We start from the raw sequence: 19867 nt of genomic DNA on the forward strand, positions 1-19867 counted from the left end.
CGTCACGCCGTCTTCAGCATCCATTCGTGGTCCGGATCGTTGTGGAATTTCCAGATCCGCTTTGGGCCTGCCATCACGTTCAGATAATACAGCTCGTAACCATGCGGTGCGCCGACGGGATGATATCCCTTGGGCACCAGAACCACATCCCCGTTGCTGGCGGCCAGCGTCTCGTCGAGGGAACGGTCGTCCGTATAAACCCGCTGCAGCGCGAAACCTGTCGGCGGATTGAGACGGTGGTAATAGGTCTCTTCCAGAAGCGACTCGTTCGGCAGCATATCCCGGTCGTGCTTGTGGGGCGGATAGCTCGACCAATGGCCGGAGGGCGTGATCACTTCCACCACAAGCAGGCTCTCCGCCGGCTCCGTTTCGGGCAAGATGTTGCGCACATGGCGCGTGTTCGTGCCTTTGCCGCGGGTTTCCTGCCCGACCTGATCGGGACCGATCACCCGCGCCGGCAGCTTGCCTTCGGCGGGTGCGGTGCAGACGGCGATTTCGCAATCCGTTTCAGCCTTCAGCGACCATTCGGATTGGGCAGGCGCATAGAGCGACCAGGGATCGGCCTCGAAGGGAGAGGAGCGCCCGCCGATCGTGCCGAAATCCTTGCCCGATGCACTCACATGCGCCTTGCCGGAGAGCATCACGATGCAAGCCTCCCGGTCACCCGTCTCCTGCGATAGGCTCTGACCGGCTTTAAGCTGGTAGACCTCGAAACCTACATAGGTCCAGCCGGCGGATTCCGGCGTGATCGCGTGGATGCGCCCGTTTGAGTCGGGTTGCGACGGTTTGACGAGAAGCTTTGACATCGCGTGTGATCCTTATCGCAGGCCAGCTTCCTTGAGGAAGCGGGTGAGATTGGCATAGCCCATCTTGGCATAGGTGAGCGGATGAGCCTTCTTCGGGTCCTGCTCCGCCTCGATCACCACCCAGCCGCTATAGCCGGGCAGTTCCTTGAATACGGAGACGAAATCCACCATGCCGTCGCCAGGAACTGTGTAAACGCCTTCGATGACCGAATCGAGGAAGCTCCAGCCCTCAGCCTTCGACTTCTCCATCACGGCCTTGCGCACGTCCTTGGTGTGCACGTGGCTGATACGGCTGCGGTAGCGGCGGGCAAGCGCTGCCGGATCCGCGCCGCCCCAGGTCGCATGACCGGTATCGAGCAACAGATGAACCGCATCGCCGGTGGAGCGCATGAAGGCGTCGATATCGGCCTCCGATTCCACGATGGTGCCCATGTGGTGATGATACACCACACGCACGCCTTCCTGCAGTGTGCGCTCGGCCACTTGCGTGATGCGATGGCCGAACTCGGCCCAATCGCCGTCCTTCATCATCGGACGCTGTGAGAGAGGCTTCGAGCGGTCGCCATGGATCGCATTCGAGGTCTCTGCGAAGACGAGCACGTTCGAGCCCATGGCCTTGAGAAGGTCGAGATGCGGGCGCAGCGCCTTCATCTCCGCGTCGGCGTCGCGCTGGAGAAGCTCTGCGGAATACCAGCCGGACACGCAGGCCATGTTGAAGGGCGCGAGCGCCTTCTTCAGAGCCTCCGGCTCGCGCGGAAACTTGTTGCCGAGCTCCATGCCTTCGAAGCCGGCTTCCCGGGCTTCCGCGAGGCACACCTCAAGCGGTGTTTCACCGCCGAGTTCCGGCATGTCATCGTTGGACCAGCCGATGGGGTTCGCCCCGATGCGGATCGTCATGCGTCTTATTCCTTCTCTTGCAATCAATCGCCAACGCGCTGCGCGGCGAGGGCTGTTTCGTAATTCTTGCGAGCTGTGTTCACCTGCTCACGAACGGAGACTTCCGGCACGGCCACATCCCACCAATGGCCGCCCTCATCGGTGGAGATCAGCGGATCGGTATCGATGACGATGACGGTGCTGCGCTCTGCATCGCGCGCCTTCTTCAGCGCGCCCTCCAACTCCGCGATGCTTTTCACCTTCAGCGAGAGAGCGCCGAGGCTGGCGGCATGCGCTGCGAAGTCGATATCCGGCAGCGTCACGTGGTTCGTGTGCTGCAACAGGTTGTTGAAGCTCTCGCCGCCCGTGGCGCGCTGCAGGCGGTTGATGCAGCCATAACCCCGGTTGTCGAGCAGCACGACGGTGAGCTTCTGGCCGAGCATGATGGAGGTGGCGAGCTCCGAGTTCATCATGAGGTAGGATCCGTCGCCTACCATCACGATTACCTCACGGTTCGGATCGGCCATCTTCACGCCGAGCCCGCCCGCGATCTCGTAGCCCATGCAGGAATAGCCGTATTCCATATGGTAGCCGAGCGCGGCGCTCGCCTTCCAGTGTTTGTGCAGTTCGCCCGGCAATCCGCCTGCCGCGCAGACCACGACATCGGTGGGCGAAGATGTCCGCTGTACCGCGCCGATCACCTGCGCATCGGAAGGCAATTCTGCGTTTGTCGGATCGGTAAAGCGGGCAGAGGAGTCGAACCAGCGCGTCTTCTCCTCGCGACCCTTGGAGACCCAAGCCTCGGGGGCCTTCCAGCTGCCGAGCGCGCGGCTCAGCTCTTCAATGCCTACGCGTGCATCGGACACGAGCGGCAGCGCATTGTGCTTGGTGGAGTCGAATGCCTGCACGTTGAGGCTGACAATGCGGCGACCTGGATTCTTGAACAGCGCCCAGGAGCCTGTGGTGAAATCCTGAAGGCGCGTGCCGACTGCGATCACCACATCCGCGTCTTCGGCAAGAGCGTTTGAGGCGCCCGTGCCGGTCACGCCGACAGCGCCGAGATTGGCCTGATGATCATGAGGCAGGCTCGACTTGCCGGCCTGCGTCTCTCCGACGAAGAGACCATGCTTCTGCGCAAAATCCGCGAGCACCTTTTCAGCGCCCGAATAGAGCACGCCACCGCCCGCTACGATGAAAGGCTTCTTGGCATTGCGGATCAGATCGGCAGCCTCGGCGAGCTCCATCTCGTCAGGGCGGATACGGCGCGGCGTCCAGATTTTCTCGGCGAAGAAGCTCTCAGGATAATCGTAAGCCTCGGCCTGCGTGTCCTGGCAGAGCGCGAGCGTCACCGGGCCGCAATCGGCAGGATCGGTGAGAACAGCCATGGCGCGCTGGAGAGCGGGAATGATCTGCTCAGGGCGCGAGATGCGGTCGAAATAACGGGAGACGGGCTTGAAGCAGTCGTTCGCAGACACCGTGCCGTCGGAAAAATTCTCGATCTGCTGCAGCACCGGATCGGGCCTGCGGTTGGCGAACACATCGCCGGGCAGAAGCAGCACCGGAATGCGGTTGACATGCGCAACGGCGGCGGCTGTCACCATGTTGGTTGCGCCGGGACCGATGGAGGTGGTGCAGGCCATCATGCGGCGTCGGCGTGAAGCCTTCGCAAAGGCGATTGCCGCATGAGCCATGCCCTGCTCGTTATGGGCGCGGAAAGTCGGCAGCTGATCACGCACGCCGTGAAGCGCTTCGCCCATGCCCGCCACGTTGCCGTGGCCGAAGATGGCCCAGACGCCGCCGAAGAGCGGAACCACCTGTCCGTCGATCTCCGTCTTCTGCGCGGTGAGGAACCGGGCGATGGCTTGCGCCATGGTGAGGCGGATCGTGCTCATGGTCGTTTCTCTCAAAATGCGCCGAAGAAATGTCGGCAGCGTTCTCAGGTTTTATCGGTCATGAAAAGAGGGTGAGGCCGATGAGAGGCTTCGCCCTTCGTCTTAGGCAGCTTTGGCCTGGCCGGACACGCGCTGCCAGCAATCGACGAGGCGCTGGAAGCGGCCTGCCATGTCGGCAATGGCGGCTTCGTCCGAGATCTCGCCTTTCAACCAGCGCCGCGCGGCATCGTTGAAGATCGTCCGACCTACCGCGAAGCCCTTCACCTGCGGCTCGCTGGCCGCAGCAGCGAAAGCAGCCTCAAGCTCCGCCTCCGGCGCCTCGAGACCAAGCAGCACGATGCCACGGCAATAAGGATCGTTCTTCGTGATCACCTCGCCGATGGCATGCCAAGCAGCCTTGTCCTGCTGCGGCTCGAGTTTCCACCAGTCGGGCTTGATGCCGAGATCGTAGAGATGCTGCACGATGCTGGCGACCGTGTCGGTCTTCAGCGCACCGTGCTTGCCGGCAATGATCTCGACAAGAAGCTCACGGCCAATGCGGCGGGCTGCGTCGTGAATGCGCAGCAACTCACGCTCCTGGCGCGCCTTCAGTTCCGGCGGATCGTCGGGATGGTAGAAGCACAGGCACTTGATGGTATGACTCACCGGCCATTCCACCAGCTTCGCACCGATGCTTCCGCCGCCCTCGAAATCGAGTGGGCGCGAGCCCGGCAGTTCAACGGGACGGCCGATCCAGAACGGATGATCGGCGGCGCGGAACAGAGCTTCACGGCCATAGGTGCCGTCGATCAGCATGCCGAAGCCTTCGCGTCCATCGGCTACGCGCGCTGCAGCCTGCACAGCCAACACCTTGAAATCCGGAATGCGGGCGATGGAAGCGCCGACTTCCTTCGCCATCGCTTCCAGCTGCATGCGGTGGTCGATCGCAAGCGCCATGAGTGTGCCGGAGGCGGGGCGGCGTGTCGTGGACCAATGGATATGATTGATGTCTTCGTCGAAGCGCAGGGCCTTGTGGCGGCTGCCCTCTTTCAGGAAATGCTGAAGCTCGGGGAATGTCGGAATCTCGGGTGAGCACAGCAAACGAGAGACGGCAAAAGCGCCGCTCGCATTGGCATAGGCGCAGCAGGTTTCCAGCTTTTCGTCACGTAGCCATCCGCGCAGGAATCCTGAGAGGAAGGCATCGCCCGCGCCGAGCACGTTGTAGACCTCGACCGGGAAGCCAGGGCCTTTGACGCCGTCATCGAGGGAAGCCGGAATGTCCGCTGGGAATACTACACAGCCCATGGGGCCGCGCTTACACACGATGGTGGCTTTCGAGATCGAGCGGATGTTTCGGATCGCTTGGAGGGTGTCTTCGGAACCGCCCGCGATATGTAGCTCTTCTTCCGTGCCGACGATGAGATCGCAATCGGCGAGAATGGGTTTCAGATGCTCGGTCACAGCGTCGGAGCGCACGTAGCGCGACTCACCGGCGCCATGGCCGAGGAGGCCCCAGAGATTGGGGCGATAATCCACGTCGAACACCACCTTGCGTCCGTGCTCTTTGGCGATACGGATCGCCTTCCTCTGCGCGGCAGCAGTGCTTTCGCGTGAGAAATGCGTGCCGGTGACGACGATAGCCGCAGCCGATGCGACGAAGCTCTCGTCGATGTCATCCTCGGTCAGCGCCATGTCGGCGCAGTTGTCGCGGTAGAAGATGAGCGGAAACGAATCTTCATCCCGCACGCCCAGGATGACCAGAGCAGTCAGGCGTTGCTTGTCGGTGACGATGCCTTCCGTGGACACTCCTTCGCGCGCCATCTGCTCGCAGATGAAGCGGCCCATGGCCTCGTCGCCGACGCGGGTGATAAGGCCGGATTTCAGGCCAAGCCGTGAAGTGCCTATGGCGATGTTCGCCGGGCAGCCGCCAACAGCTTTCGAGAAGGAGGCCATATCCTCCAGCCGCCCACCCACCTGTTGGCCGTAGAGATCAACTGAGGCGCGGCCAATGGTGATCACATCCAAGGCTGGCTTCATGCTATTCCTCCCGCTGCCGGTCTTGACCGACCGTCTCGGGCCCGTTCTGGCCCTTGCAGTTATAGAACGTTTATTCTATTAGCATCTTATCCTGGAATATCAATTCCAAACTTGCCGGTAGCCGGCAAACAACACCGGGGGGAACATGATCAGGATCGCCGTTCTGGGCGCCGGCCGCATCGGCCGCATTCATGGGCGCAACGCCGCCAATCATCCCGACGCCCGCCTTGTGGCGGTCGCCGATCTGCATGCTCCCTCCGCACAGGAATTGGCCGTGGCGACCGGGGCCGAGGTTTCCTCGCTGGAGGAAATCGTCGAGCGTTCCGATGTGGACGCCATCCTCATCTGCACGCCGACCACCACGCATGCCGATCTCATCGAGCGCGGTGCGAAGGCTGGGAAGGCCGTGTTTTGCGAAAAGCCGGTCGATCTCTCGAGCGAGCGCATCGTGAGCTGCCTTGGCGTTGTCGAGAAGGCCGGTACGCCGCTGATGATCGGCTTCAACCGCCGCTTCGATCCGAATTTCGCCAGCCTGCGCAAGCGTCTTGCGGAAGGCGAGGTGGGCGATGTGGAGCTGGTGACGATCCTCTCCCGCGATCCCGGCCCGCCGCCGGTAAGCTACATCAAGACCTCGGGCGGCCTGTTCCGGGACATGATGATCCACGATCTCGACATGGCGCGCTTCCTGCTGCTCGGCGACGAGCCGGTGGAGGTGCATGCGGTGGGTTCCTCGCTGGTCGATCCGGCCATCGGTGAAGCGGGCGACGTGGACACGGCTGCGGTGCTCTTGAAGACCGCGAAAGGCAAGATCGTGCAGATCTCCTGCTCCCGCCGCGCCACTTACGGCTATGACCAGCGCATCGAGGTGCACGGCTCGAAGGGCATGATCCGCGCCGGCAATATCCACCGCACCACGGTGGAAGTGGCCAATGCTTCCGGCGTCACCGCCGATCCGGTGCAGGACTTCTTCCTGGAGCGCTACGCGGATGCTTATCGCGATGAACTCACCACGTTCCTCAATGCGATCCGTGACGGCAAGCCATGCAACCCGACCGGACGCGACGGCCTGATGGCGCAGCGTCTGGCGGACGCGGCGACGGAATCGGCACAGACCGGAAAGCCGGTGAAGATTTAAGCATATGCGTCGTCCCGGGGCTGCGGAGCAGAACCCGGGATCGTTCAACGAAAAGAGCGCCTCATCCTGATAACGATCCCGGATCGGCGAATGCCGTCCGGGATGACGGGTTTGTCAGCCTTCCGCCCGCTTCTCCGCTGTTCCTACGGCTAATGCCATCGCCAGCGCGAAGGACGCCGACAATGAACGGAACGCGCCGAAATCCGCCTCCGCCACTTCGAGCCACACGTCCGCGCTCGTGACCAGCGGACTGAAGGCGGAATCGGTGATCGCCACCACGGGAATGTTGCTGCGCGCCGCCGATGCCGCGAGGTCGGCGGTGATTGGCGCATAAGGGGTGAAGCTTATGGCGAGAACCGCGTCGCGCTGCGTGGCGGTGGCCAGTTGCTCGGGGCCGAGCTGAGCCACGTGATCGATCAGGATCGCGCGGATCCCGAGCTTGCCGAAGGCATAGGCACAATAGGCGGCAATGGGGAACACCCGGCGCGCCCCGAGAAGATAAATCGTATCCGCCTTCGCGAGAGTTTCGATGGCCCGGGAAAGCTCTTCCGGCCGCACCGACTCGCGCATCTTCTCAAGGGAAATCGCCGCCGCATTGGTGAAGCCGTCCAGCAGGGAGACCGCATGAACATGGTCGCCCTCCAGGTCGCGCAGGCTCTTCAGCCGTTCGCGATAATCGGGAAAACGCTCGCGCAGGCGATCGCGGAAGATCTGCTGCAGGTGAGAGAAACCGTCATAGCCGAGGCTCTTGGCGAAGCGCACAAGGGTGGAAGGCTGCACGCCGGCATGTTCGGCGATGCCTGCGACCGTGCCGAAAGCCACCTCCTCGGGATGCTCCATGGCGAAGGCGGCCAGTTGCTTGAGCCTTTTCGGCATCGTCTCATGGCGGCTGAGCAGCAATGCCCTCAAGGTCTCGTAATCGCCTGGTACTTCTCCGGCAGCTTCTGTCACATCAATGCTTCTCTCGGTCTCCATGCGCTCTACCTTGAGGTTGAGGACGGACCTTGACACTGATCCTATAAGAATGGAATGAATATTCCACTATATAAACAAAAAGGTTCTGGCATTCTATAAATAGAATGACCGGAATTGGCAGAGGAAGCGCCATTAGGCCGATGATTCGGCCGCACAAAACCAACTGCTTCTTTCTGCGCTCAAGTGGGGGCGAAGGGCCGAGGCGCTCATGCAGCGGAAACGGTGCTGCTGCGGGTGCTCGGAACCCATTTGGGAGGAAGCACATGAAGTCTTATCTGACCGGTCTCGTTGCCGCAGCGGCCATGACCATTGCCGCTGTCGCCCCTGCCGCGGCTCAGCAGCAAGGCGGCCGCATCATCGTCGTCACCCATGGCCAAGCCAATGACCCGTTCTGGTCCGTGGTGAAGAACGGCGTCGCCGAAGCCGGCAAGGACATGAATGTCCAGGTCGATTACCGCGCGCCTGAAACCTTCGACATGGTGGCCATGAGCCAGCTCATCGACGCCGCCGTGAACCAGAAGCCCGCAGGCCTCGTGGTGTCCATTCCCGATGCCTCGGCGCTCACCGCCTCGATCCAGAAAGCGGTCGCCGCCGGCATTCCGGTGATCTCCATGAATTCCGGCTCCGACGTGTCGAAGAAGCTCGGCGCCATGCTCCATGTGGGCCAGGACGAGGTCGAGGCCGGACGCATCGCGGGCGCGAAGCTCAAGGAGATGGGCGGCAAGACTGGCATCTGCGTCAACCAGGAAGTTGGCAACGTTTCGCTCGATCTGCGCTGCAAGGGCTTCTCAGAAGGCTTCGGCGGCAAGGTGACGGTGCTGCCTGTCTCGAACGACCCCACCGATATCCGCGCCAAGGTGAAGGCAGCGCTCGCGGCCGATGGCTCCATCGACACGATCCTGGCGCTTGGCGCAGGCACGGCGGGTGAGCCGAGCGTCGCAGCCGTGAAGGACGCCGGCAAGACAGGCAATGTTCGCGTCGCGACCTTCGACATGTCCGCAGGCTTCCTGAAATCGGTGGCGGACGGCGAGGCCGTGTTCGCCATCGACCAGCAGCAATATCTGCAGGGCTACCTGCCTGTGGCGTTCCTCGCCCTCAACGCGAAGTACGGCCTGATGCCGGGCGGCAACGTACCCTCCGGCCCGAACCTGATCACCAAGGAGAAGGCCGGCCAAGTGATCGAGCTGTCCGCGAAGGGCATTCGCTAAGCCTCATCGAAGCCCGCGATCGTTTTCGACCGCGGGCTTTCTCTTTTCATGCAGTATTCTTCAAGGGAGGCTTTCATGGTGAACACCACCCAGCCGACCGCCGATCTGTCCTCGGCTCCTGTCATCGAGAAGATTCAGGATGAACGGCTCAAAGAGGTTTCCCTCCTGACGAAAATCATGCGCCGTCCGGAACTCGGCGCATTGGCCGGCCTCGCGCTGGTCACGATCTTCTTCCTCTCGACAGCGGATTCCTCCATGTTTTCGCTGGCGGGGGTGATGAACATTCTCTCACCTGCGGCGCAGCTCGGCATTCTCGCCATCGCTGCGGCTTTGTTGATGATCGGCGGCGAGTTCGATCTCTCCATCGGGTCCATGGTGGCCTTCACGGGGCTTGTCTTCGGCTGCTTCATCACTCTCACAGGATGGCCTCTGCTGCTGGCGATTGCAGCCACCTTCGTGGTGGCGGCAATTCTCGGCGGCGTGAACGGGCAGATCGTCATTCGCACGCGGCTTCCATCCTTCATCGTCACGCTCGCCTTCCTGTTCATCCTGCGTGGCCTGTCGCTGGTGGGCCTCAAATGGGCGACCGGCGGCTCCACGCAGATGCGCGGCATCGGCGCGCAGTCGGGTGAGGACTGGGTGCGCGAGATCTTCTCGGGAACGGCGCTCGAAGGTTTGTTCGGCTGGCTGGCCGCTCACGACCTGATCGCGAAATTTCCGAACGGCACGCCGACGGTGACGGGCGTTCCGGTCTCCATCCTCTGGTTCATCGGCTTTGCGCTCGTCGCCACATGGCTGCTGCTGCGCACCCGCGCGGGCAACTGGATCTTCGCGGCAGGCGGCGACGCCAATGCGGCGCGCAATTCAGGCGTGCCGGTCGACCGGGTGAAGACAGGCCTCTTCATGCTCACCGCCTGCGCTGCGGCGCTCGTCGCCATTCTCACCGTGCTCGATGCAGGCTCCACTGATGCGCGTCGCGGTTTCCAGAAAGAGTTCGAGGCGATCATCGCAGCCGTCATCGGAGGCTGCCTGCTCACCGGCGGCTACGGCTCGGCCATCGGCGCGTTCTTCGGGGCGATCATCTTCGGCATGGTGTCGATCGGGCTCACCTATACCCGCTTCGATTCCGACTGGTTCCAGGTGTTCCTCGGCGCCATGCTGCTGCTGGCCGTTCTCTTCAACAACTTCATCCGCCGCAAGGTGACGGGAGAACGCTGATGGAAACGCAGGCTCCACTCATCGAGATCCGCAATCTCGTCAAGCATTTCGGCTCGGTCATCGCCCTCTCGGGCGTGTCTCTCTCCGTTCATCGCGGCGAGGTCATGTGCCTGCTCGGCGACAACGGTGCCGGCAAGTCCACGCTCATCAAGACGCTGGCCGGGGTTCACAGGCCGACCTCCGGCGACTTCCTGGTGGAAGGAAAGCCCGTCACTTTCACCAGCCCGCGCGACGCGCTGGATGCGGGCATCGCGACGGTCTATCAGGACCTCGCGATGATTCCGCTCATGTCGGTGACGCGCAATTTCTTCATGGGCCGCGAGCCGGTGAAAGGCTTCTGGCCCTTCCGCAATGTCGATTTCGACCATTGCGACGCCGTGACCCGCGAGGAAATGCAAAAGATCGGCATCGATGTGCGCGATCCGCATCAGGCGGTGGGCACATTGTCTGGCGGCGAGCGTCAATGCGTGGCGATTGCGCGCGCGGTGTATTTCGGCGCGAAGGTGTTGATCCTTGACGAGCCCACCTCCGCGCTCGGCGTGGCGCAGACCTCCATGGTGCTGAAATACATTCACCAGGTGCGGCAGAAGGGGCTCGGCGTCATCTTCATCACCCACAACGTGCGTCATGCCTATGCGGTGGGCGACCGCTTTACGGTGCTCAATCGCGGCAAGACGCTGGGGACCTATGCCAAGGACGAGATCCAGATCGAGGAGCTGCAGAACCTCATGGCCGGCGGCAAGGAGCTGCAGGCCGTATCGGAGGAATTGGGCGGGATGGTTTAGGCGCAGACCAGCGATGCTTCTCAGGGTTCGGCTCATCAAGCACCACGTAACTCTCCTCCCCCGCAAGTCTCGGGCTTGCCCGAGACTTGTCCTTAGCTTGCCGCAAGTCGGCAACACCCGACTTGCGCTGGGGAGGAGTTGGAGGTGGGGGTGCTGGCGCTGAACTGGACCAGCGTGGCACTTGCACCCCCACCCTGGCTCTCCCCACAAGGGGAGGGAAACATGCGCTCCATTCTGACACCGATCCCGGATCGGCTTTGCCGTCCGGGATGACGATTTCTAGAGGGGCATGACGAATGAAAACGCTCAATATCGGCCTCATCGGCACCGGCTATATGGGCAAGTGCCATGCGCTCGCCTGGAACGCGGTGGCGTCCGTCTTCGGCGATATGCCGCGCCCGCAACTCGCGATGCTGGCAGAGACCTCGCAGGAGCTTGCGGAGAAAAAGGCACGTGAACTCGGCTTCGAGCGCGCGACAGGCGATTGGCGCGCAATCATAAGCAACCCCGAGATCGATGTGGTCTCCATCACCACACCCAATGCCTTCCACCCCGAGATGGCGATTGCGGCGCTCCAAGCCGGCAAGCATGTGTGGTGCGAGAAGCCCATGGCGACAAAGCTCGCCGATGCGGAGCGCATGCTCATGACGGCGCGGGCTTCGGGCAAGGTGGCAGCGCTCGGCTACAACTACATCCAGAACCCGGTGATGCGCCTGATCCGCCGTATTCTCGACGAGGGCCAAATCGGCGCGGTCAACCATGTGCGCCTCGAGATGGACGAGGACTTCATGGCGAACCCGGACGACCTCTTCTACTGGAAGAGCGAGGCTTCCTCAGGACACGGTGCGCTCGACGATTTCGGCGTTCATCCGTTGAGCCTCTTGTGGGGTCTGCTCGGGGCTGTGCGTCGCGTGTGTGGCCACATGGCGAGGCCTTACGTGGACCGCCCCACGCCGAGCAGCGGCCGTCGCGCGGTGGAAACCTATGACATCGCCACCGTGCTGATGGAGCTGGAGAACGGCGCTTCCGGTTTGCTTGCCCTCAACCGCTCCGCATGGGGACGCAAAGGGCGCATCTTCATGCAGATTTTTGGCTCCAAGGGCACTATCGTTTTCGATCAGGAGCGCATGAACGAGGTGCAGCTTTACACGGCGGATGGAGCGCGTGAGACGCAAGGCTTCCGCACCATCCTCACCGGACCGCAGCATCCGCCCTACGACAGGTTCATCCCCGCGCCCGGCCACGGCCTCGGCTTCAACGACCTGAAGGTGATCGAATGCCGCGAGCTGATGCGCCGCATCGCGGGAGAGCAGGCGCATCTCATCACGTTCGAGGATGGCATCCAGATCGAGCGCACGGTGGATGCGATGGCGCGTAGTGTGTATGAAGGGCGGTGGGTGGAGGTGTGACCGATCATTAAGCGTCATCCCGGGGCTGCGGAGCAGAACCCGGGATCGTCAGCAGAAAAGAGCGCCAATCTCGTCCTACGATCCCGGATCTTCGCTGCGCTTCGTCCGGGATGACGGCGTGTGTTTACACTTAAGCCGCGTGCGCCTTCAGCACGTCGAGAAACGCATCCGCGTAGCGGTCGAGCTTGGCTTGGCCGACGCCGTGGACTTCGCCGAAGGCGCGCACGGTCGTGGGGCGCTTGGCCGCCATGTCGATGAGGCTGCGGTCGGAGAAGATCACGTAGGCCGGAACGCCCTCTTCTTTTGCCAGACGCGTGCGCAGGGCCTTGAGGGCGAGAAGCAGCGGATCGTCGGAGGGCACGACGGATTCCGCCTCGATGCGCGAGCGGCGGCGGCGACGCTCGGCAGGCTTCATCAGCACGTCCGAGCGCAGCTCGATCCCCTCCTGGCCTTTGAGCACGGCGACGCCCTTGTCGGTGAGCATCCAGCGCCCGTATTCGGCAAGCTCCAGGTTCACCAGTCCGGCGGCATAGATCTGGCGCAGCAGCGAGCGCCACTCGTTCTTCGATCGGTCCTTGCCGACGCCGAAGGTTTTAAGCTTGTCGTGGCCGAAGCGCTGCACGGCGTCGGTTTCGTCGCCGACGAGAATGCTGATGAGATGCTCCGTGCCGAAGCGCTCGCCGGTGCGCACGATGGCGGACAGAAGTTTCTGTGCCTCGATGGTGCCGTCGAAGGACATCACGCCGTCGATGCACAGGTCGCAATTGCCGCAAGGCTCCGTGGTTTCGCCGAAATAGGAGAGCAGAGTCTGGCGGCGGCAGCGTGGCGCTTCGCACAAGGCCACGAGCGCGTTGAGGCGCTGGCGCTCCACGCGCTTCTGCTCGTCGGCGGCATCGCTCTGCTCGATCTGCAGGCGGCGCAGGCGCATGTCGTCGAGGCCATAGAGGGTGAGCGTGTCGGCGGGCGCGCCGTCGCGGCCCGCGCGGCCGATCTCCTGGTAATAGGCCTCGATGGATTTCGGCAGCGCGGCATGCGCCACGAAGCGCACGTCCGGCTTGTCGATGCCCATGCCGAAGGCGACGGTCGCCACCATCACCACGCCGTCCTCCTGCAGGAAGATGTCCTGGTTCTTGGCGCGCTCCGCTTGCGGCATTCCCGCATGATACGGCATGGCGCGGTAGCCCGCCTGGCTCAGCGAATCCGCGAGCTTCTCGGTGGCGTCGCGTGACGAGCAATAGACGATGCCGCTCTCGTGCCGGTGCTTGTCGAGGAAGGAGAAGAGCTGTCGGCGCGCATGCTCCTTCGCCTGCATGGCGAGGCGCAGGTTCGGGCGGTCGAAGCCATGGATGAAGAGGCGCGGCTCCTCCTCGAACAGGCGATGCATGATGTCGCCGCGGGTCGCCACGTCGGCGGTGGCGGTGAGCGCGATAGTCTGCACGTTGCCGAGGCGACGGCGCACGTCGCCCAGCATGGCGTATTCGGGGCGGAAATCGTGGCCCCATTGCGAGACGCAATGCGCCTCGTCGATGGCAAGCAGGTTCACGCCAGAGCGGGCGAGCCACTCGGTGGTTCCGGTATTCGCCAGCCGCTCGGGCGAGGCATAGAGAAGGCGCATGCGCCCGTCGCGCACCGCATCCACCACGCGGCGGTTCTCGTCCTGGTCGTTGGCGGAGTTGAGGCTGCCCGCCTCGATGCCGAAATGGCGAAGCGCCGACACCTGATCGCGCATGAGGGCAATGAGCGGCGAGATCACCACGGTCAGGCCCTCGCGGGCGAGCGTCGGCAGCTGATAGCACAGCGACTTGCCGGCGCCTGTCGGCATGACGGCGAGCACGTCCTCGCCGGACAGCACGGCGCGCACGATCTCCTCCTGTCCTTCGCGGAAGGAGGGAAAGCCGAAAACGTCGTGGAGAATCTTGTGCGGGTCGATCACGGATGCGGTGTGGACGATCGCGGATTCGAGGTCAATGCGGCATCGGGAATCCGAAGGAAGGACAAGATGCCCCTGGTCGCCGCGATGCCGGTGGCGAAGGTGGCCTGGAGCAGGTAGCCGCCGGTCGGGGCCTCCCAGTCCAGCATCTCGCCGGCTACGAAAACGCCTGGGAGCCGCCTGAGCATCAGGTTTTCATCGAGTTCGGAGAAGGGCACGCCGCCCGCCGTGGAAATGGCGCGCTCCAGGGACTTCGTTCCGGTGAGCGTCAGGGGCGCAGCCTTGATGAGCCGGGCGAGGGTCCCTGGCTCCAGGGGCAGCTGGGGGGCTGATTCGCGCAGGATGGCGATGCCGAGAGGGCCCAGGCCCGCTGCCTTGCGCAGGAAGGTGGAGGCGGATTGGCCCTTGCGGGGTGCGCTCAGGCGCTGGGTGAGCGCCTCCAGGGACAGGTCGGGACGCAGATCCAGATGGAGAAGGGCGCTGCCCTGCCGGTCGATGGCGTTGCGGAGCCGGCCCGAGAGGGCATAGACCGCGCCGCCCTCGATGCCGTTCGCTGTGACGATGGCCTCGCCCTTCACCGTCACGCCCTCGAAGGTGAGCGCGATGCGCTTCAGGGGCTCGCCCTCGAAGCGGCTCCGGATCACCTCGGACCAGGGGAGGGTGAAGCCCATATTGGCCGGGCGCAGGGGGGCGATGGCGATGCCCTGCCTCTCGAGAATGCCTGTCCACGCGCCGTCAGAACCGAGCCTCGGCCAGCTGGCGCCGCCGAGCGCAAGGAGCGTGGCGTCCGGTTTGGCTTTGACGATTCCGCCGGTGGCGTCGGTGAAGACCAGGGCGCCGTCCTCATCCCATCCCCGCCAGGTATGGCGCAGGGCAAAGCGGACGCCGAGCCCCTCGAGGCGGGTGAGCCACGACCGGAGAAGGGGCGAGGCCTTGAACGCCTTCGGAAACACCCGTCCGCTCGATCCTACGAAGGTTTCCTGGCCAAGACCCTCGCACCAGGCTCTCAGGTCGTCCGGGCGGAAAGCCTCGATCAGGGGAGCCATGACAGGCTCGGCCTCGGCATAGCGCGAGACGAAGCGTCCGAACTCTTCCGAATGGGTGAGGTTCAAACCGCCCCTTCCCGCCATCAGGAACTTGCGCCCGACCGAGGGCATCCGGTCGTAGACGGTCACGGCAACGCCTGCGCGGGCAAGGCTTTCTGCCGCGATGAGGCCGGCGGGTCCGCCGCCGATGATGGCGATCTGACGGGAGGGGGAGGGCGGGGACATGCGCTCAGCTGACGCGGGAGGGGGCAAGAAGGTGGTCTGGACCCTCACGCTTCAACATGGCATTCAGCGTTTTGGGTCATGGCTTGCACATGACCGTCGCGGGACCTTTTTGCAAGGGGAGCGGCACATCAAGCCGCCCTCGGAGCATTTTCCGGTGAAGCGGATGCCGGTTCGTCGTCATAAATGCGGCAAATCAAGAAGGAGAGCCGGTTCCACGAATGTGGGAACGGCTCCAAGGGGAATATCGATGCGTGTTCTTTCGTTTTGCGCCCTGATCGCCCTGGCGCTTGCGGGCTGCGCCAGCGATGCGTCGCTGACCGGTGGGGATACGGTTCTTGCCAGCTCCACCCGAGATGCCTCGGAAGCCGCCAAGCTCATCTCCGCCTATCGCGTTTCCAGGGGCTTGAGCCCCGTGACCGTCGATCCCAAGCTCAATGAGGCGGCGGAATATCAGGCCCGCGTGGTGGCCGCCGCGGGCAAGCTCAGCCACGGAAACTTCGCAGGCCGGATGGATAAGTTCGGAATCATCGGTTACTCGGCCGAAAATCTTTCAGCCGGGGCGGACACCGTCGATGGCACCATCGAACGCTGGAAGAGGTCGTCCGGCCATAACGTCAATCTGCTGATGCCCCAGGCCAGCAAGATCGGCTTCGCCCGCGCGGATGCCAACAACCGGTATGGCCGTTACTGGGCTCTCGTGCTCGGCCAATAAGCCGGCCACGGCCGCATCGAAACAGCGGGCACAAAGAAGGGCGGTCGCGCGTTAGAGATACGATTTCCTCTTACGCGCATCCTCCATGACCCATCAGCAAATGCTCTCCTTCGCCGTCGTCGCCGGGATGATGGCGCTTTTCGTCTGGGGACGCTTCCGATACGATCTCGTTGCCGTCATGGCGCTTCTCGTCGCGGTTCTCGTGGGCATCGTGCCTGCCGACCAAGCGTTCACAGGCTTCAGCGACGACATCGTCATCATCGTCGCAAGCGCGCTTCTGGTGAGCGCCGCGGTGGCGAAGTCCGGCGTGCTGGAGGCCGCACTCAACCGGGCCGCGCCCTATCTGCGCACCGAGCAGAGTCAGGTGATCGTGCTGGTCACCATCGTCACCGTGCTCTCCGCCTTCGTGAAGAATATCGGCGCCCTCGCGATGATGATTCCCGTCGCGTTCCAGATCGCGCGGCGCAACGGGACGCCGCCTTCGAGCTTCCTCATGCCGATGGCCTTCGGCTCGCTCCTAGGCGGCATCGTGACCCTTGTCGGCACTTCGCCGAACATCATCGTGTCGCGGATGAGAGGCGAGTTGCTGGGCGAGCCCTTCGGCATGTTCGACTTCACGCCCGTCGGTGTCGGCGTCGCGCTCGCAGGTGTAGCGTTCCTCGCCTTCGGCTATCGCCTTCTGCCCAAGGGGCGCAAGGGTGCGGCTTCGTTGGACGAGGCGCTCAACATCAAGGATTACATCACCGAAGCGCGCGTGACCTCCGAATCCGATGTCGTGGGGCAGACCGTCGCCGATCTGCACAAGCTCGCCAATGGCGAGGTCAAGGTGGCGGCCATCATCCGCAACGAGACACGCAGCTCCAGCCCCTTGCCGGATGTGACGCTCCGCGAAAACGATGTGCTCATGCTGGAAGGCGAGTCGGAAGCGCTCGAGAGCGCCGTGGCGCGGGCGGGCCTCAAGCTCAGTCGCGAGCACCATCAGCCCGAGACGGAGGAGGCGACGGACGAGATCGGCGTGATCGAGGCCATCGTCGGGCCGAATTCGGCTCTTGCCGGTCTCTCCGCCGAGCGCATCGGCCTCTACGAGCGCTTCGGCGTGAACCTGATCGCAGTCAGCCGCAGCGGCCAGCGTTTCAAGGAGCGCCTCCGCGCCATTACCCTGCGCCCCGGCGATGTGCTCGTGCTCCAGGGCAACCTCAAGAAGCTGCCGGATACGCTGCGCGATATCGGCTGCCTTCCCCTCGCCGAGCGGGAGATCCGCCTGGGAAGCGCGCGCAGAAGCCTTCTGCCGATTGCCATTCTCGGCGTCACGATGGTGCTGGTCGCGTTCAACGTGCTTCCCGTCGCCATTGCCTTCTTCGGGGCAGGCGTGCTGCTGGTTCTGTTCGGGTCGCTGACTCTGCGCGAGGCTTACGAGACCATCGAATGGCCCATCATCGTCATGCTGGGCGCGTTGATCCCGGTCAGTGAATCCATCCGCACGACCGGGGGAACGGACCTGATTGCGGGCTGGCTGTCCTCCGCCGCGCAGATGCTGCCGCCGACCGGGGCGCTCGTACTCATCATGACGGCGGCCATGGCGGTGACGCCGTTCCTCAACAATGCGGCAACCGTGCTCGTGATGGCGCCGATCGCGGCGAGCTTCGCGACACAGCTCGGGTTCAGGCCCGATGCGTTCCTGATGGCGGTGGCGATCGGCGCGGCCTGCGATTTCCTCACGCCCATCGGGCATCAATGCAACACGCTGGTGATGGGACCGGGCGGCTATCGCTTCGGCGATTACTGGCGGCTCGGCCTGCCGCTTTCGATCATCGTGGTCGTGGTGGGAACGCCGCTCATCATGCTCTTCTGGCCTCTCTAACGAGGCGCGACATCAGCGCAGGATCGCGGTCAGCAGAAGGGTGGTGCCGGCTGCGGAGGACGCCAGCGCGACGATCATGGACCAGCAATGCAGCCGGTCCCGCTGCGCCTGATTGAGCAGGGGGCGGATGCGCGAATCGGAGCGCCCGAAGATGAAGCTGGTGTTGCGGTCCGGGCCATGCACATGCGGCATGATGCAGAAGCTCGACCGGGATTGGCTGCGCGAGCCAGCGGTATAGGACGGATGATGTGAGCTCTGCGGATTCATTGCTGGAGGCTTCCAGGGGCGTGTGAGGCCCCTAACCTCGCCTCAAGGCGTGAACGAGCGGTAAAGTTTTCGAACAACCCACAGTCTTCGTAAATCAATCCTTTCCGGGGCCTGGACAGGCTGATCGGTGAAAGGGCGCGTGTTCCCTTCCCGCTAGCGGGGAGAGGCGGGGGCGACCAATCGGGTGAGCGTCTGAACCAGTTCTGTCATCCCCGGCGAGCGTCAGCGAGGGAAGGGGATCCATAGCGCAGTGCGTGTGGGTGGATTCCCTTCCCCTCCGCTGCGCTCCGGCCGGGAATGACACTGTTGGGCTATTGCGCTGAATGAAGGGTGCGCAGCGCTCCGATTTTGTGACCCCCACCCCTCCCCGCAGGGGGGAGGGAAGCAGCCGTTGCGGGCAAGCCAGCCTCTCAGGCGAAGATAAGGGCCACTTATGACGACCATAACAGAAATCGGGTCGCAGAAGGTGGGGTTCTCATGGCATGAGAGAGCCCAACATCCGGAACTCGCCCATGATTCAAGCGCCTATTCAAAAAACCATCGCAGCGTCCGATTGGGCGCTGCTCGGGCTCCTTTCCGTCATCTGGGGCGGTTCCTTCCTGTTCGTCGGCGTGGCCGTCAAGGAATTGCCGCCGCTCATCATCGTGGCGCTGCGGGTGTCGCTTGCGGCGCTCGCCCTGCAGATCGTGCTGCGCGTCATGGGGCTGAGCTTGCCGCGCGAGCGCCAGGCGTGGGCGACCTTCTTCGGCATGGGGATTCTCAACAACGTCATTCCCTTCAGCCTGATCGTCTGGGGCCAGAGCCATATCGCGAGCGGGCTTGCGTCCATCCTCAATGCCACAACGCCGCTCTTCACCCTGATCGTGGCGCATTATCTCACGAGCGACGAGAAGCTGACGGGGGCGAAACTCGGCGGCGTCCTTGTCGGTTTCATCGGCGTTGCCGTCATGATCGGCTCTGCCGCGCTGACCTCGTTCAACACCAACGTGCTGGCGCAGCTTGCCGTTCTGGGAGCGGCCTTGTCCTACGGCTTCTCCGGCGTATTCGGCCGCCGCTTCAAAACCCTCGGCATTCAGCCGGTTGTGGCTGCGACCGGGCAGGTCACGGCATCCAGCTGCATGCTTCTTCCCGTCAGCCTCCTCGTCGACAGGCCGTGGATGTTGGCGATGCCGAGCACCGCGACAATTCTGTCTCTGCTTGCGCTGGCCCTCGTGTCGACGGCTTTCGCCTACCTCATCTTCTTCCGACTGCTCGCGCGGGCGGGAGCGACGAATGTGGGGCTCGTCACGTTTCTCATTCCGGTCAGCGCCATTCTCTTCGGCGTGCTGCTTCTCGGCGAGACGCTGGAATGGCGGCACATGGCCGGCATGGTGCTGATCTCGGCAGGATTGATGCTGATCGATGGGCGGCCTGCGGCAGCGATGGGCCGATACCTCAAAGCACCCCGCAAATCCGATGAGCGCGCTTTCCCTCCCCCTTGTGAAGAGGGCTAGGGCGAGGGCAGGC

At 63.4% G+C, this 19867-nt stretch carries 16 protein-coding genes; 8 read left to right on the forward strand and 8 right to left on the reverse strand.

The window, feature by feature from the left end; all coding sequences use genetic code 11:
• Window positions 1-2 precede the first annotated feature (2 nt).
• From iolB to BLP10_RS07980, 4 genes are all read right to left on the reverse strand, one after another.
• Window positions 3-806 carry a 5-deoxy-glucuronate isomerase gene (gene iolB, locus BLP10_RS07965; RefSeq protein ID WP_091133120.1) on the reverse strand — a complete coding sequence of 268 codons (804 nt, stop codon included), beginning with the start codon at window positions 804-806 and terminating at the stop codon, window positions 3-5.
• A gap of 12 nt (window positions 807-818) precedes the next feature.
• Window positions 819-1703, reverse strand: a complete 885-nt coding sequence (iolE, locus tag BLP10_RS07970; protein ID WP_091133121.1) for a myo-inosose-2 dehydratase — start codon at window positions 1701-1703, stop codon at window positions 819-821.
• A 23-nt stretch (window positions 1704-1726) separates the two neighbouring features.
• Entirely contained in the window at window positions 1727-3574 is a 1848-nt protein-coding gene (iolD, locus tag BLP10_RS07975) for a 3D-(3,5/4)-trihydroxycyclohexane-1,2-dione acylhydrolase (decyclizing) (protein WP_091133123.1), read from the reverse strand.
• A gap of 102 nt (window positions 3575-3676) precedes the next feature.
• Window positions 3677-5590, reverse strand: a complete 1914-nt coding sequence (locus BLP10_RS07980; RefSeq protein WP_091133125.1) for a bifunctional 5-dehydro-2-deoxygluconokinase/5-dehydro-2-deoxyphosphogluconate aldolase — start codon at window positions 5588-5590, stop codon at window positions 3677-3679.
• Between the two features lie 145 nt (window positions 5591-5735).
• Here BLP10_RS07980 and iolG point away from each other — a divergent pair, with 145 nt between their 5' ends.
• Window positions 5736-6725, forward strand: a complete 990-nt coding sequence (iolG, locus tag BLP10_RS07985; protein WP_091133128.1) for an inositol 2-dehydrogenase — start codon at window positions 5736-5738, stop codon at window positions 6723-6725.
• A 114-nt stretch (window positions 6726-6839) separates the two neighbouring features.
• Here the strand turns inward: iolG and BLP10_RS07990 are convergent, their stop codons facing one another.
• Entirely contained in the window at window positions 6840-7700 is an 861-nt protein-coding gene (locus BLP10_RS07990) for a MurR/RpiR family transcriptional regulator (RefSeq protein ID WP_091133130.1), read from the reverse strand.
• 263 nt (window positions 7701-7963) lie between these two features.
• Here BLP10_RS07990 and BLP10_RS07995 point away from each other — a divergent pair, with 263 nt between their 5' ends.
• The 4 genes from BLP10_RS07995 (at window position 7964) to BLP10_RS08010 (ending at window position 12320) form a co-directional block, all read left to right on the forward strand.
• On the forward strand, window positions 7964-8908 hold the full coding sequence (locus tag BLP10_RS07995) for a sugar ABC transporter substrate-binding protein (RefSeq protein WP_091133132.1): 945 nt from the start codon (window positions 7964-7966) through the stop codon (window positions 8906-8908).
• Between the two features lie 75 nt (window positions 8909-8983).
• A complete protein-coding gene (locus BLP10_RS08000; RefSeq protein WP_244510444.1) occupies window positions 8984-10126 on the forward strand; it encodes an ABC transporter permease in 1143 nt (380 codons plus the stop codon).
• Window positions 10126-10911 (forward strand): ATP-binding cassette domain-containing protein, encoded by a 786-nt coding sequence (locus BLP10_RS08005; protein WP_091133134.1) that lies wholly within the window; start codon window positions 10126-10128, stop codon window positions 10909-10911. The genes BLP10_RS08000 and BLP10_RS08005 overlap by 1 nt, the downstream gene beginning before the upstream one ends.
• Before the next feature lie 296 nt (window positions 10912-11207).
• Window positions 11208-12320, forward strand: coding sequence for a Gfo/Idh/MocA family protein (locus tag BLP10_RS08010; RefSeq protein WP_091133136.1), 1113 nt, complete (start codon window positions 11208-11210; stop codon window positions 12318-12320).
• A 130-nt stretch (window positions 12321-12450) separates the two neighbouring features.
• Here BLP10_RS08010 and recQ read toward each other — a convergent pair whose 3' ends face one another.
• Both recQ and BLP10_RS08020 read right to left on the reverse strand, forming a co-directional pair.
• Entirely contained in the window at window positions 12451-14253 is a 1803-nt protein-coding gene (recQ, locus tag BLP10_RS08015) for a DNA helicase RecQ (protein WP_091133138.1), read from the reverse strand.
• On the reverse strand, window positions 14250-15521 hold the full coding sequence (locus BLP10_RS08020) for a BaiN/RdsA family NAD(P)/FAD-dependent oxidoreductase (protein WP_091133140.1): 1272 nt from the start codon (window positions 15519-15521) through the stop codon (window positions 14250-14252). The genes recQ and BLP10_RS08020 overlap by 4 nt, the downstream gene beginning before the upstream one ends.
• A 247-nt stretch (window positions 15522-15768) precedes the next feature.
• Here BLP10_RS08020 and BLP10_RS08025 point away from each other — a divergent pair, with 247 nt between their 5' ends.
• Window positions 15769-16233, forward strand: coding sequence for a CAP domain-containing protein (locus BLP10_RS08025; protein WP_244510445.1), 465 nt, complete (start codon window positions 15769-15771; stop codon window positions 16231-16233).
• Window positions 16234-16318: 85 nt separating this feature from the next.
• On the forward strand, window positions 16319-18094 hold the full coding sequence (locus BLP10_RS08030) for an SLC13 family permease (protein ID WP_091133142.1): 1776 nt from the start codon (window positions 16319-16321) through the stop codon (window positions 18092-18094).
• Between the two features lie 12 nt (window positions 18095-18106).
• On the opposite strand, the gene BLP10_RS08035 is transcribed toward BLP10_RS08030, so the two are convergent.
• Complete coding sequence (locus BLP10_RS08035) at window positions 18107-18361, reverse strand: hypothetical protein (RefSeq protein WP_091133144.1); 255 nt, start codon at window positions 18359-18361, stop codon at window positions 18107-18109.
• Between the two features lie 512 nt (window positions 18362-18873).
• On the opposite strand from BLP10_RS08035, the gene BLP10_RS08040 reads away from it, so the two are divergent.
• Window positions 18874-19854, forward strand: coding sequence for a DMT family transporter (locus BLP10_RS08040; protein ID WP_091133146.1), 981 nt, complete (start codon window positions 18874-18876; stop codon window positions 19852-19854).
• Window positions 19855-19867: the final 13 nt, after the last annotated feature.

Source organism: Microvirga guangxiensis (assembly GCF_900102135.1).
Classification (GTDB): Bacteria; Pseudomonadota; Alphaproteobacteria; order Rhizobiales; family Beijerinckiaceae; genus Microvirga; species Microvirga guangxiensis.